Source organism: Planktotalea sp. (assembly GCF_049680325.1).
Classification (GTDB): domain Bacteria; phylum Pseudomonadota; class Alphaproteobacteria; order Rhodobacterales; family Rhodobacteraceae; genus Planktotalea.
On record NZ_JBAUHO010000385.1, the window covers coordinates 1 to 12,487 of the forward strand.

The following is a 12,487-nucleotide window of genomic DNA, read 5'->3' on the forward strand; positions in this document are numbered from 1 at the left end:
GGTCTTAGGAAAAGGCGCTCTAACGCCATGTCCCCCAGCAGGTAGGCTTTGGACAACGGCGGGCGCTGATAGGGCGGTACAGGCTCTTCGCCGATCAGCGTGATCTGCCCGTCAAATCCAGAGCTTCGCAGTTTTGCGACCAATGATGCGCCCGCTTGTCCCGCTCCGATAACAACAAAATGCGCCATTTGACTGATCCTTACTTAATTCCTATGGCGAATGCCTGTGCGGACCCTATATCGTGGGCAGATCATAACGCAATTCCAACGAGGGCATCTTTCATGACAATTTCCAAAGGCGATCGCCTACCTACTTCTACATTGGTTCAAATGGGCGCTGAAGGCCCCGCGCCTGTCGCGCTGAATGACAAGCTTGCTGGGCGCAAAGTTGTGCTCTTTGCGGTTCCGGGTGCGTTCACGCCGACCTGCCATTCCGCGCATGTTCCCAGCTTTATCCGTACCAAAGACCAGTTCACCGCAAAGGGCGTTGACGAGATCATATGTATTTCTGTCAACGATCCGTTCGTGATGAAGGCGTGGGGCGATGCGACGGGTGCGGCAGCTGCGGGTATCACCATGCTGTCAGACGCTGAAAGCGCCTTTACCAAAGCAATTGGCATGGATTTCGATGCGCCGCCCGCTGGCCTGATCGCCCGTTCCAAGCGCTATGCCATGTTGGTCGAGGATGGTGTCGTCACCCAATTGAACGAGGAAACCAGCCCGGGCGAGTGCGAGATTTCCGCTGGCGAAGGTCTGCTGGACGTCATGTAATCCAAATCGAATGGCGGGCCTTCTCGGCTCGCCACTTTTTCAATGGCCTATGGCAGGTTGAACAAAGTGCCGACGCCATAGGCGATGGCTGCGGCTGCACCGCCGATCAGAAACGTCTCAAGTCCAGAGCGCCACCACGGATCGAGCGACCATTTGCTTTTATACGCACCGATGGCGAAGAACACCGTCATGGTAAGCACAGTTGAGGTGGCGAAAGCATTCTGCATGCCAAAAACAAATGGCAAAAGCGGAACCATCCCCGCAATCAGGAAAGCCACAAAAGTTGCCAGAGCCGCGCGCATCGGATGCGGGTCAACACCGCCGAGGCCATATTCCCCCTCCATCATGAGAGCGATCCAGTTTTCGCGATCCTGTGTAATTTCGTTTGTGGCGTCTTCCAGCACCTGCCCTGTCAGCCCCTTGAGAGACAGGATTTCGCGAACCTCGTCACGCTCGCCTTGCGGGTGAAGCTCGATGTGACGTTCTTCGATTGCGCGTATACGGCGGATATTATCAACCTCGGCCTTTGTCCCCGAATAGTTGCCCGCAGCCATGGAAAAACCGTCCGCCAATACATTTGCCAATCCGAGCGCAATGATGATGAACGGGGATAGTCCCGCGCCTGCAACGCCTGCCACTATCGCAAAGGTCGTGACCGAACCGTCGATACCGCCATAAACCACATCACGAAGCACACCGCGCCCCGCCGGCGCACCAATTCGTTTGGCAATTTCTTCGTGGCTATGGCCATGTTCAATCATTCATACGTTCCTTTCTAACAGTCAGCTCAAAGGCGAACCGCTCAAGCATCACCAAGATATGCGCCAAGCAAAAGGCCGATGCAACACAATGCGCCCAAAACAGGCACCCATATCGGGACAGTAACCGAACGCCTTGGCACGGCAGACCCTTGCATTTTCAATCGCAGCAAGGCGAGATTTATCATCACGAAAACCAATAGCAGCACTTGCGAGCTTTTTTCCGCCAGCACATCAATAGGTGCATAAAGCGCCGCCACCATCACTGCCAACGCAATCAGCACCGTCGCGCGCAGCGGCGTATGCGTGTGCGGGGAAACCGCGCCGATCCAGCTGGGGAAAATCGTTTGCTTTGATAGCCCGTAAGTCACGCGCGCCGCCATAATCACAACGATCACCACGCCGTTCATGGTTGCAATGATTGCTATGATAGATACGGCTTGCGGCGGCAAACCTGTGAGGCGTTCGAACAATAGACTGACAGGAGCGGAAGAGCTCGCAAGGTCCTCCAAAGGAAGCAATCGCACCGCAACGAGCGTCACCAAAAAATAGATGGTCGTCACCAGAACCAGCGTGATCCCAATGGCCCATGGCAATGTCTTTTGCGGATTGCGCGCTTCTTCGACCAGGTTAACGATGTCATCAAAACCTATGAAGGCGAAGAACGCGATCAGGCTCGCAGAAAACATGCCAGCAATTGCGAGGCCATTATTCGGAGCCGGTATCACATCTGCGATTGCCCCAAGCATCGCAGGATCTTGCATCAGGCCCGCGCCAATGATGACCAAAAGCGCAAGAACTTCGACCAAGGTCATCGCGCCCGCCAGCATCACGGACTCGCGGATACCCCACGCCGCAATGGCGGACATAAATATGATAACGCCAAGCGCGAGATATGGCTCTGGCAGATCAACGAACTGCCCGAGGTAACCAGCGCTTCCAAGGCTGATCGCGGCGGCGGCGATAATCGCTTCGAGCAACACGGCCAGCCCGACCAGAAGCGTCAACCATTTGCGGCGGAATGCTGCCTCTACATAGACCGCCTCGCCCGCCGCTTGCGGAATGCGCGCTGACAGCTCCGCGAGCGAACCTGCGGTGAAGGCCATAACGATCGCTGCCAGCAGAAAAGATGCGGGCGCATATTGCCCTGCGCGCGCGACCGTCTCGCCAACAAGGGCGTAGATGCCGGCACCAATCGTCACGCCCGTTCCATATAGAATAAGCATCGGTAGCGTGATTGAGCGATCCAGCTGTGGTGTGGGTTCATTTGACAAAGCATCACCCCTTATGATTGGGGTTCATACTATCGACAGCACGGGCAATTGCCTTGATGTCTATCAAGGCCCTCAAAAGAGACTTACAAACTATCCAGTTTGCGCGCCAGTTTGACGTCCAATGTGCTTAATCCGTCCACATCATGCGTGGTCAGAACGACATGCACCTTGTTGTAGATATTGAGCCATTCCGGGTGGTGATCCCACTTTTCGGCCCAAATCGCTGCGCGGGTCATCCAGCCAAAAGCATCGGCGAAATTGGCGAACTTAAAGTGCTTCTCGATAGCATCCCGCTTGTTCACCATCGCCCAACCATTTGCAAACAAAGGGTCCAGCAAAGGGCCTCGTGTGTCGTCGAATAATCTCTCTGTCACTCTTTTTCCTCCACATGGATTTTCTTGAACGGACCATAGTCGCTCAGAACCTCGATATCCTGCTCGATCGCTTCGCGTTCGGCTATCAAGTAACGCTCGATTGCATCGGCAAAGCCTGCGTCGCCAACCCAATGCAACGAATGGGTGACGACAGGCAGATAACCGCGCGCCAGCTTGTGTTCGCCCTGCGCACCAGCCTCAACACGCAAAAGGCCGCGCGCAATGGCGATGTCGATCGCACGATAATAGCACAGTTCAAAATGCAAGCAGGGGTGGTCCTCGACGCAGCCCCAATATCGGCCAAAAAGCGCATACCGCCCTACAAAGTTCAATGCCCCGGCAACATAGCGCCCGTCACGTTTCGCGAGGATGAGAATGACGTCATCGCGCATGGTATCTTGCACGATATCAAAAAACTGGCGCGTCAGATACGGAGTACCCCATTTGCGGGCACCTGTGTCCTGATAGAAGGCCCAAAAGGCGTCCCAATGCTCGGGCTGGATTTGATCGCCGCTCAGCACCTGGATGTCGCCGCCAAAGCCGTTGGCTTGTTCGCGCTCTTTACGAATATTCTTACGCTTGCGCGATGAGAGCGATGCAAGAAAGGCATCAAAACTATCATAGCCTTTGTTGATCCAATGGAACTGTTGGCTCGTTCGCGCCATGAGACCCATTTGCTTGCCTGCCTGCATTTCTTCTTCTGTGCAGAAGGTCACATGCAGTGAAGACAGCTCGTTGTTCGCCGCAAGTTGAACCGCGCCTTGAACCAGGGCAGCTTGTCCGGTTTCTTTGTGCTCTGGCTTGACCAAAAAGCGCCGCCCGGTCGCGGGGGTAAATGGCACCGCGATCTGCAATTTGGGGTAATAGCGCCCGCCCGCATTTTCATAGGCGTGCGCCCAGTTGTGATCGAAGATGTATTCCCCTTGCGAGTTCGACTTGAGATACAGCGGCGCTGCGGCAATCAAAGCGCCATCAAGCCGCGCAAGCAAATACTGTGGCTGCCAGCCTGTTCCCGCCCCGACTGATCCGCTGATCTCCAGCGCGCTCAGAAACTTATGGGTGGTAAAAGGATCAATTGGCGCACCGCCATCTAAGGCTTCAGGACAGGCGCAAGCGTCCCAATCCGCAGCCGGAATATCCGTCAGGCTGGCGACAACTTCGATTTCAACACTGGTCTCGCTCATGCAACTGGCAACTTGGCCAGATACTGCTCGAATGTGATGTTATCAGCCACCTTGCGCGCCTCTTTTTCCTGCTGTTCGCTCTTCACGGTCCAGCACAGAATGTCAGCGCCGCGCGCTTTCAAATCTGCGACCCGATCCGTTCCAAGGTCTTCCACCTCATGAGAGATAAAGCTCGCGCGTACAGTGTCAAAGTCTGGAATACCGCGCAGGCGGTCGCGCGTGCCCTTGGGCAGCAAAGGCCAATCCGTTGCAGTGTAGGCGCTGGTCACAATACCGCGTGCGACTTTGGGCGCGTGAATTGCCATTTGTTGAACGGAATGGGGATTAAAGGACATAACCGCAAGCGGCCCCTTGTATCCTTCGATATCGCGGGCGACGGCCTGTTCAAGGCGGCCAACATTGGCCCCCATGATGCCATCTTGATCCTTGATTTCAATCAGCAGCGGCGCGCGACCTGCAACAAGTCCAAGCACCTCTGGCAGGGTTGGAATGCCCTCATCACTGCCACGCAGAATAACGCGCGCCAGATCAGGAGCAGTGCGTTGTTGAATTGGCCCGCTATCTGCCGCAAGGCGTGTCAGATCATAATCGTGAAACACCATTGCAGTGCCATCCGAGGACAGCTGCACATCAATCTCTATCCCGTAGCCATGCTCGATTGCGGCCTTTACCGCTGCGCGGCTGTTTTCTGGTCGCCCGCGCACCACGTCATGCAGCGCGCGGTGGGCCAGTGGGGTGCCTAGGAAGGAGGGGTCAAGACGGATCATTTGATCTGGAAAATGCCTTCGATTTCCACCGCGACGCCAAAGGGCAAAGATGCCGCCGACACCGCTGAGCGCGCATGACGACCTGCATCGCCCAAGGCCTCAACCATGAAATCGGATGCACCGTTGATAACCTTTGGTTGATCGCCAAAATCTGCGGTGGAGTTCACAAAACCGACCAGTTTTACCACTCGAACAAGGCGATCCAAATCACCGCCACAGGCCGCTTTGACTTGTGCGAGAAGCGAAATGGCGCAGGTCCGCGCGGCGGCTGCGCCCTCTTCTGCGGTCATGGAATCGCCAAGTTTTCCTGTGATGAAGCCGTCAGGCCCGTTGGAAATCTGGCCAGAGACATGCACAAGATCACCAACTTGCACAAACGGTACGTAGTTTGCAGCAGGTGCAGGTGCGTCTGGCAGTGTCACGCCCAGCCCTGCGAGTTTGGCCTCGAAATGTCCGCTCATGTACTTTCTCCTATTCATGTGTTGCCCGCAGGCAATCATGCACGCGCTTTTGGTGCAAGCCTCAAACGCTTTGCTTTTGCCCGTTCACGCAGCAACGTGAAGATGCCTGCCAATACGATCAGTAATGCGCCAATTGCTACGTTCCAGCGCAGGTTTTCGGCAAAAAGCAAAAAGCCGATGGATGACGCCCAAACAAGTTGCAGGTATGCAAAGGGCTGCACTGCACTTGCCTCGGCGACTTCATACGTTTTGATAAGGAGGAAATGACCGCCCGCCCCTGTCAGACAAAGCAGGCCCATCCAAATCCAGTCACGCCCAACCATTGGTTCCCAGAACATGGCACCAACCAGCGTCATCACGACGACACCCGAAATACCCGTCCAGAAAAAGCTGGTCGCTGCGCTGTCTTTGCGTGCTACAAAGCGCGTCAGAAGCCCATAAAGCGCGAACATCAAAGCGGAGGCGAGCGGGATCAGCGCATAGGGCGAGAAGACACCGGTTCCCGGCTGCAAAATAATCAGCATGCCGATAAAGCCCACGCCGATTGCCGCCCAGCGCCGCCATCCCACGGCCTCGCCCAGTACTGGGCCGGACAGCGCCGCAATAAGCAGTGGATAGCAGGCAAAGACAGCATGGCTTTCGATTAGGCCCAGATAGACGAACCCCTGCACCGCGATGCAGATTTCAGCCGCCAGCAAGACGCCCCGAAAGATTTGCAGCTTGGGCTGTTCCGTGCGCACCGCCTTGCGCAAGCCGCCTTTGGCGCGCGATGCAATCGTGATGACGAAGGCTGCAAAGAACCAATAGCGGATCATCACAATCATCAACACATTGTATTCACGCGCAAGGTGCTGCGAAATACCGTCCTGTGTGGCAAAAACAATTGTAGTGGCAATCATCAAGGTAATGCCAAGGGGTGCGTTGTTCTGGCTCATGCGCGCAGTTTTCCTATGCTCATATGGCGTTTATGCCCAAATCCTTTGACACGCTCCACCTCAAAGCCTGCTGCATCCAAAGCACGGCGAACATGCCCTGCGGCTGTATAGGTTGCAAAACTGCCGCCCGTGTTAGTGTGTTCGCCAACAGCCTGCATCAAAGAAGGGTCCCAGAGTTCAGGGTTCTTGGCGGGGGAAAACCCATCAAGAAACCACGCATCGGCGCGGCCTTGCCAGCTTGGCAAAGTTGCACGCGCGTCGCCGGTGATTAGGGTGAACGACAGATCGTTCGTTTGCGCGCCTTTTTCCGTCAAAGCGTCCAGTAATTCTTGCGTCAAAGCCGCCAGTTCAGGAAACGCGGCAAGCGCCCCTTGCATCTGCGTCGGTGAAAGCGGAAAGGCTTCGAAGCTAGTGAAGGTCAGCGGCCCTGACACCCCACTTTCGCGCCATGCCATCCACGTGGTCAATAGGTTCAGGCCAGTTCCAAACCCCAGCTCAGCGACGTGAAAACCGGGCCTGAACCGTAAAGGCAGATCGTTGCCAGCAAGGAAAACATGCCTCGTTTCTGCCAACCCATCGAGAAAAGAAAAGTAGGGATCATCAAAACGCAGCGAAATAGGAACGCCATCGTCGGTCCAATCCAGCGTGCTTGTCTGGTCGTTCATCCCTTGATCCCTTACTAGCGTCTTGGACGCATTGGACATGAGGACAAGCAAATGGCAATGGCTGACATCACCATTTACGGCGCGGGCATATTCGGACTTAGCATTGCTTGGGCCTGTGTACAGCGCGGCGCGAAGGTTCGGGTGATTGACCCGAATGGTGCAGGTTCGGGATCAAGCGGAGGCGTTGTTGGCGCACTTGCGCCGCATACGCCAGAGAACTGGAACGACAAGAAGCAGTTCCAGTTTGAAAGCTTGATTATGGCCGCAGATTTTTGGCGTGCCGTCGAACAGGCTGGCGGCAAATCAGCGGGCTATGCGCGTTCCGGTCGTCTGCAACCCTTGAATGACGCACGTGCAATCGATCTTGCAAAGGCGCGTTCCGAGAACGCCAGAACGCTATGGCAGGACCTTGCTCGCTTTGAGATTATTCCAGCCAAGCAGGCAGGTAGTTGGGCACCGATGAGCGAAACAGGATTACTGATTCATGACACCCTTAGCGGGCGAATGCATCCACGCATGGCTTGCGCTGCGCTGGTTGCTGCCTTGGCCGCCAAGGGTTGCCACATCGCCCCGGAGGGCGCGCCACAGGGTAGGCTGATTGAAGCCACAGGTTGGCGTGGCTTGTTGCAACTGTCCCAAGACATGCAGCAACCTGTCGGCAATGGGGTGAAAGGACAAGCTGCCGTGCTCGATTATCACGCCGCAGCGGATGCGCCGCAGCTGTTTGCCGATGCATTGCATATCATCCCGCATGCGAATGGCACTGTCGCCATAGGCTCTACAAGCGAGCGCGAGTTCGACGATCCGTTCAGCACCGACGCGCAGCTTGATGACGTTGTTTCGCGCGCGAAACATGCGTTTCCGATCCTGAAGGATGCACCCGTGCTGGAACGTTGGGCCGGGGTTCGCCCACGCGCGAAATCGCGCGCGCCGATGATTGGGCATCATCCAACGCGCGAAGGGGCATTTATCGCCAATGGTGGCTTCAAGATCGGCTTCGGCATGGCCCCGAAAATCGCCGTGGTTATGGCCGATTTGGTACTTGAGGGCGCGGACAGTATTCCAGACGGGTTCCGCCCCGAAGCCTCGATCCGTTAGCGGCTCTCCGAAACGGTACGAAGCGTCGCAACCGCCGCATCAAGGCCTTCCTGATAGCGTTCGCTTTTCAAAGTCCCGTCCTCGTTGAACTCCGTATGCACCGCAGCGATCAGGACTGCTGGTGTGGCCAATACGGCAGCCCCAAGCGGCGCGAGACAGTTGCGCGTCATGTAATAGGATGTTTCCCCGCCAGTGCGCCCCGCAGCTGCGCCGATCACCAGGGTCGGCTTGCCACGAAAGGCGCTACCAGGCGTGCGGCTGACCCAATCTAGTGCGTTCTTCAGGACGCCCGAGATCCCTTTGTTATATTCTGGATTAGCAATGATAATCGCATCGGCGGCTGCAATCTGTTCGGCCAGTTTGCTCACTTTGGCGGGAATGCCTTCCGCCTCCAGATCACCGTCATAAAGCGGTAGTTCGAGATCACCGATCGTTGTATCGGCCTCGCCAAAGGACGTCATGGCGGCCTTGAGCAGCATCGTGTTGAAAGAGCCGGAACGGAGCGAACCGGACAGGCCGAGAAGTTTTGGAGTAGACATGGCATTCACTTTCTATGTCGAAAATCATTATTCTTATTGAAGCCAAAACCCTGACAATCACAATTGCACATTCGCGCAGACGCCCTGTGCACATGCCCTCATTGCAGAGCGTCCGATTGCCAAACCAAAGACGCAAGAGACAATCCAGCAAGAAACCCGCATCCGCGACGGGCGTACCTTCACAAGAAAGCCCCCGCAGAAAACTACGGGGGCTCAGATTTCGATCTTTAGATAGATCAGCTTGTTGGCAGGATGACGATTTCAACGCGGCGGTTTTGCGCCTTGCCTTCTTCGGTCAGGTTGCTTGCAACGGGCTGGTCTTCACCGCGGCCAATCGCCTGCAACCGGCCAGCAGGAACGCCTGCGCCAGACAGGACATTGGTAACAGAATTTGCGCGATCGACAGACAGGCGCTGGTTATAGCCTGCTTCGCCCGTGCTATCTGTATGGCCAATCACCTGAACGGTCGAATTCGGGTAGGATTGCAGGTTGTTCGCAACCGCGATCAGATCGCTTTGCAAGCCACCCGTTAGCGTCGCGCTGTCGGAGGCGAACAGAATGTCCTGTGGCAAGGTCACGATCAAGCGATCACCCGTGTTGGTAATGGTCACGCGATCATTGCCAAGGCTCTTTTGCAAATCTGCTGCCTGACGGTCCAGCACGTTGCCTGCGACTGCGCCGCCAGCAGCGCCGATAACCGCGCCTTTAAGTGCGTTTTGCTTGCGCTCTTTGCTATTGTCGCCAGAAATCAGACCCGCAACCGCGCCAACGCCCGCACCAATCGCAGCGCCGGTTCCGGTCTTGCGGAAGTCGTTGTTGTTGGACAACGTGTCTGGATTGGAACAAGCGGACAATGCCAAAAGGGATGCGGCCGAGACCGCGAATAGGGAAGATGCTCGTTTCATTTTATGCCTCTTATGCTCTCTCCGTTACTCGGAGCTAGCGGTAGCATAGCAGGTGCGAATCGCATTCCCAATACGGATTTTCGGGGAAATTCGGCACTATTTCGCCAATGTCGCCTCAAGTTCGGCGCTCTCGTAAGCCAGCATTGCGCGTTTTACAGGGGTGCCCCAATGATATCCACCAAGCTCGCCCGACTTGCGCAAAGCACGGTGGCAGGGGATCAGCCAGCTCACAGGATTCTTCCCGACAGCCGTCCCGACGGCGCGCACGGCCTTGGGGCTGCCGACGGCGCGTGCAATATCGCTGTAGGTCGTGACATGACCCGTCGGCACATTGAGCAAGGCTTCCCAAACCTTGATCTGAAACGGCGCACCAATCAGATGCAAACTGCGCTCGCCGCCACCGCCAAAGGCCGCATCGACCCATGGCTGTAAATGCGTTTCGTCCCGTTCAAACTTGGCATTGGGCCAGCGCGCGGCCATGTCATCATAGGTAGCCGCCTCGCCTGTTTCTTCGCCAAACGCCATACCGCACAGGCCAATATCGGTGCCCATCGCCAGCACGCGCCCGAACGGGCTGTCAAACCAACCCGTCTTGATAGTCAGCCCCGCGCCACCCTTTGCGTAATTGCCCGGGCTCATCGCTTCCCAGCGAACAAAAAGATCGTGCAAACGCCCGCCGCCAGACAGACCAGTCTCTACAGCCGTATCCAGTGTCGAGTGATGCGAGCGTAGCAGGCTGCGCGCGTGATCTAGCGCGAGGAACTGTTGATAACGCTTGGGGGATACCCCCGCCCATCGCGAGAAAAGTCGTTGCAGATAGGCAGGACTTAACGACATTTCCGCCGCGAGCACCTCAAGCGAGACAGGTTCGTCGCTGGCATCCAGACGCTCGATCGCTCGGCGAACAAGCTTGTAATGATAGCTGGCCTCTTGGCCCTGAGAGATATGCGTGTTCATAAGGCCACCTTAAGAAACGACAGGCCTTTGAGCGATCCGTTTTTTGTCCAAAAGCCCCAACTGTGCAAAATCGCGCACGCCCTCTTGCCGCAAAGCAAGCCAAAGGGCATACCCCAGCCCCATGACAAAACCCGCTAAACAACTGCCCTATCATACGATCCGCGAAATATTTTCGCGCTTTGAAGCGTCCGAACCAGAGCCGGAAGGCGAGTTGCATCACACCAATGCCTACACGCTGGTAGTCGCTGTCGCGCTTTCGGCGCAGGCAACAGACATCGGGGTGAATAAGGCCACGGCCAAACTGTTCGAAATCGCTGACACGCCACAAAAGATGCTTGATCTGGGGCTTGAGGGCGTCACAGAGCACATCAAAACAATCGGACTTTTTCGTAACAAAGCCAAGAACGTCATCAAGTTGAGCCAAATTCTGGTTGATGAGTACAACGGCGAAGTCCCGAACTCGCGCGCAGCGCTTGTCTCTTTGCCAGGAGTGGGCCGCAAAACCGCAAACGTCGTGCTGAACATGTGGTGGAAACACCCCTCTCAAGCCGTCGACACGCATATTTACCGCGTCGGCAATCGCACAGGTATTTGCCCTGGCAAAGACGTCGACGCCGTTGAAAGGGCCATCGAGGATCATATTCCCGTCGATTTTCAGCAGCATGCCCATCACTGGCTCATCCTGCATGGCCGCTACATCTGTAAAGCACGCAAACCTGTGTGCACCAATTGCATCATCAATGATCTCTGCCCATTCGAGGACAAAACAAAATGAAAACCTACAAAGTTGTTGGCATCGGTAACGCCGTTGTGGACGTTATCACCCAAAGCGATGACAGCTTTCTTGCCAATATGGGCATCGAAAAAGGCATCATGCAGCTGATCGAAAAGGATCGCGCCGAGGTGCTTTATGGCTCTATGTCCGATCGCACGCAGGCGGCGGGTGGTTCAGTGGCTAACTCCATCGCGGGTATCGGATCGCTCGGTCTTCGTACTGCATTTATTGGCCGCGTCAGCGATGATGCATTGGGCAAATTCTACGCCAAAGCGATGACAGATGAAGGCACTGATTTTGTGAACGCCCCGGTCGAGGGCGGCGAATTGCCAACCTCGCGTTCAATGATTTTCGTCTCCCCTGACGGGGAGCGTTCGATGAACACCTATCTCGGCATTTCCGCAGAGCTTGGTCCCGAAGATGTCTCCGAAGCGGTTGGCGAGCAAGCTGAAATCGTCTTCCTTGAGGGCTACTTGTTCGACAAGGACAAAGGCAAGGAAGCCTTCATCAAACTCGCCCGTGCGTGTCGCGCAGGTGGTGGCAAAGCGGGCATCGCAATTTCCGATCCGTTCTGTGTTGAGCGTCACCGTGCCGATTTCCTGAACCTGATCGAGAACGAGCTCGACTACGTCATCGGCAACGAGGAAGAAGTGAAATCGCTCTTTGAAACCGATGATCTGGACGGGGCGCTCGATAAGCTCGCTGCGCTTTGCCCGCTCGCGGTTTGCACGCGTTCCGGCGATGGCGTCACAATTCTCTCGGGCTCCGAGCGCCTCGACGTGCCTGTCGAAAAGATCGTTCCAGTTGATGCGACAGGCGCAGGCGATCAATTCGCTGCCGGCTTCCTTTATGGCCTCGCGACCGAACGTGATTTGGAAACTTGTGGCAAAATGGGCTGCGTTGCTGCACGCGAGGTCATCGGCCACGTAGGTCCGCGCCCCAAAGCCAACATGCATGCACTTTTTCGGGATGCAGGTCTGACAAGCTAAACCAAACCGCTAACTTCTTTGGTCTAAAAATACCTC

At 56.0% G+C, this 12,487-nt stretch carries 16 protein-coding genes; 4 read left to right on the forward strand and 12 right to left on the reverse strand.

The window, feature by feature from the left end; translation table 11 throughout:
• A partial coding sequence (locus WBC85_RS17140; protein WP_424440222.1) for an FAD-dependent oxidoreductase occupies positions 1-188 on the reverse strand: 188 nt, incomplete at its 3' end.
• A gap of 93 nt (positions 189-281) precedes the next feature.
• On the opposite strand from WBC85_RS17140, the gene WBC85_RS17145 reads away from it, so the two are divergent.
• Positions 282-770: a peroxiredoxin gene (locus tag WBC85_RS17145; protein ID WP_424440225.1), complete on the forward strand. Its 489-nt coding sequence runs from the start codon at positions 282-284 to the stop codon at positions 768-770.
• Positions 771-817: 47 nt separating this feature from the next.
• On the opposite strand, the gene WBC85_RS17150 is transcribed toward WBC85_RS17145, so the two are convergent.
• The 8 genes from WBC85_RS17150 to mnmD all read right to left on the reverse strand — a co-directional run bounded on the left by WBC85_RS17150 (position 818) and on the right by mnmD (position 7,188).
• A complete protein-coding gene (locus tag WBC85_RS17150) occupies positions 818-1,531 on the reverse strand; it encodes a VIT1/CCC1 transporter family protein (protein ID WP_424440228.1) in 714 nt (237 codons plus the stop codon).
• Between the two features lie 41 nt (positions 1,532-1,572).
• The gene (locus WBC85_RS17155) at positions 1,573-2,802 is read right to left on the reverse strand and encodes an APC family permease (RefSeq protein WP_424440231.1); all 1,230 of its coding nucleotides are present in this window, start codon (positions 2,800-2,802) and stop codon (positions 1,573-1,575) included.
• Between the two features lie 83 nt (positions 2,803-2,885).
• Positions 2,886-3,176 (reverse strand): 4a-hydroxytetrahydrobiopterin dehydratase, encoded by a 291-nt coding sequence (locus WBC85_RS17160; protein ID WP_424440234.1) that lies wholly within the window; start codon positions 3,174-3,176, stop codon positions 2,886-2,888.
• The gene (locus WBC85_RS17165; protein ID WP_424440237.1) at positions 3,173-4,360 is read right to left on the reverse strand and encodes a GNAT family N-acetyltransferase; all 1,188 of its coding nucleotides are present in this window, start codon (positions 4,358-4,360) and stop codon (positions 3,173-3,175) included. The genes WBC85_RS17160 and WBC85_RS17165 overlap by 4 nt, the downstream gene beginning before the upstream one ends.
• Positions 4,357-5,127, reverse strand: a complete 771-nt coding sequence (locus WBC85_RS17170) for a glycerophosphodiester phosphodiesterase family protein (RefSeq protein ID WP_424440240.1) — start codon at positions 5,125-5,127, stop codon at positions 4,357-4,359. Before WBC85_RS17170 ends, WBC85_RS17165 begins: the two co-directional genes overlap by 4 nt.
• Complete coding sequence (locus tag WBC85_RS17175) at positions 5,124-5,588, reverse strand: RidA family protein (RefSeq protein ID WP_424440242.1); 465 nt, start codon at positions 5,586-5,588, stop codon at positions 5,124-5,126. Before WBC85_RS17175 ends, WBC85_RS17170 begins: the two co-directional genes overlap by 4 nt.
• Before the next feature lie 35 nt (positions 5,589-5,623).
• Entirely contained in the window at positions 5,624-6,523 is a 900-nt protein-coding gene (locus WBC85_RS17180; protein WP_424440244.1) for a DMT family transporter, read from the reverse strand.
• Positions 6,520-7,188: a tRNA (5-methylaminomethyl-2-thiouridine)(34)-methyltransferase MnmD gene (mnmD, locus tag WBC85_RS17185; protein WP_424440247.1), complete on the reverse strand. Its 669-nt coding sequence runs from the start codon at positions 7,186-7,188 to the stop codon at positions 6,520-6,522. Before mnmD ends, WBC85_RS17180 begins: the two co-directional genes overlap by 4 nt.
• A 51-nt stretch (positions 7,189-7,239) precedes the next feature.
• On the opposite strand from mnmD, the gene WBC85_RS17190 reads away from it, so the two are divergent.
• Complete coding sequence (locus WBC85_RS17190; RefSeq protein WP_424440250.1) at positions 7,240-8,286, forward strand: NAD(P)/FAD-dependent oxidoreductase; 1,047 nt, start codon at positions 7,240-7,242, stop codon at positions 8,284-8,286.
• Here the strand turns inward: WBC85_RS17190 and WBC85_RS17195 are convergent.
• The 3 genes from WBC85_RS17195 to WBC85_RS17205 all read right to left on the reverse strand — a co-directional run bounded on the left by WBC85_RS17195 (position 8,283) and on the right by WBC85_RS17205 (position 10,687).
• On the reverse strand, positions 8,283-8,825 hold the full coding sequence (locus WBC85_RS17195; RefSeq protein WP_424440253.1) for an NADPH-dependent FMN reductase: 543 nt from the start codon (positions 8,823-8,825) through the stop codon (positions 8,283-8,285). The genes WBC85_RS17190 and WBC85_RS17195 overlap by 4 nt on opposite strands.
• A gap of 236 nt (positions 8,826-9,061) precedes the next feature.
• The gene (locus tag WBC85_RS17200; protein WP_424440256.1) at positions 9,062-9,730 is read right to left on the reverse strand and encodes an OmpA family protein; all 669 of its coding nucleotides are present in this window, start codon (positions 9,728-9,730) and stop codon (positions 9,062-9,064) included.
• Positions 9,731-9,826: 96 nt separating this feature from the next.
• Positions 9,827-10,687 carry a methylated-DNA--[protein]-cysteine S-methyltransferase gene (locus tag WBC85_RS17205; RefSeq protein WP_424440259.1) on the reverse strand — a complete coding sequence of 287 codons (861 nt, stop codon included), beginning with the start codon at positions 10,685-10,687 and terminating at the stop codon, positions 9,827-9,829.
• Between the two features lie 121 nt (positions 10,688-10,808).
• On the opposite strand from WBC85_RS17205, the gene nth reads away from it, so the two are divergent.
• Positions 10,809-11,462: an endonuclease III gene (gene nth, locus WBC85_RS17210; protein WP_424440262.1), complete on the forward strand. Its 654-nt coding sequence runs from the start codon at positions 10,809-10,811 to the stop codon at positions 11,460-11,462.
• Positions 11,459-12,451: an adenosine kinase gene (locus WBC85_RS17215; protein ID WP_424440265.1), complete on the forward strand. Its 993-nt coding sequence runs from the start codon at positions 11,459-11,461 to the stop codon at positions 12,449-12,451. Before nth ends, WBC85_RS17215 begins: the two co-directional genes overlap by 4 nt.
• Positions 12,452-12,487: the final 36 nt, after the last annotated feature.

Coding starts and splice junctions, on each gene's coding strand:
- WBC85_RS17145 (WP_424440225.1), top strand. CDS start 282: ATGACAATTTCCAAAGGCGATCGCCTACCTACTTCTACATTGGTTCAA.
- WBC85_RS17195 (WP_424440253.1), bottom strand. CDS start 8,825: ATGTCTACTCCAAAACTTCTCGGCCTGTCCGGTTCGCTCCGTTCCGGC.
- mnmD (WP_424440247.1), bottom strand. CDS start 7,188: ATGAACGACCAGACAAGCACGCTGGATTGGACCGACGATGGCGTTCCT.
- WBC85_RS17200 (WP_424440256.1), bottom strand. CDS start 9,730: ATGAAACGAGCATCTTCCCTATTCGCGGTCTCGGCCGCATCCCTTTTG.
- nth (WP_424440262.1), top strand. CDS start 10,809: ATGACAAAACCCGCTAAACAACTGCCCTATCATACGATCCGCGAAATA.
- WBC85_RS17165 (WP_424440237.1), bottom strand. CDS start 4,360: ATGAGCGAGACCAGTGTTGAAATCGAAGTTGTCGCCAGCCTGACGGAT.
- WBC85_RS17175 (WP_424440242.1), bottom strand. CDS start 5,588: ATGAGCGGACATTTCGAGGCCAAACTCGCAGGGCTGGGCGTGACACTG.
- WBC85_RS17180 (WP_424440244.1), bottom strand. CDS start 6,523: ATGAGCCAGAACAACGCACCCCTTGGCATTACCTTGATGATTGCCACT.
- WBC85_RS17215 (WP_424440265.1), top strand. CDS start 11,459: ATGAAAACCTACAAAGTTGTTGGCATCGGTAACGCCGTTGTGGACGTT.
- WBC85_RS17150 (WP_424440228.1), bottom strand. CDS start 1,531: ATGATTGAACATGGCCATAGCCACGAAGAAATTGCCAAACGAATTGGT.
- WBC85_RS17190 (WP_424440250.1), top strand. CDS start 7,240: ATGGCAATGGCTGACATCACCATTTACGGCGCGGGCATATTCGGACTT.
- WBC85_RS17170 (WP_424440240.1), bottom strand. CDS start 5,127: ATGATCCGTCTTGACCCCTCCTTCCTAGGCACCCCACTGGCCCACCGC.
- WBC85_RS17205 (WP_424440259.1), bottom strand. CDS start 10,687: ATGAACACGCATATCTCTCAGGGCCAAGAGGCCAGCTATCATTACAAG.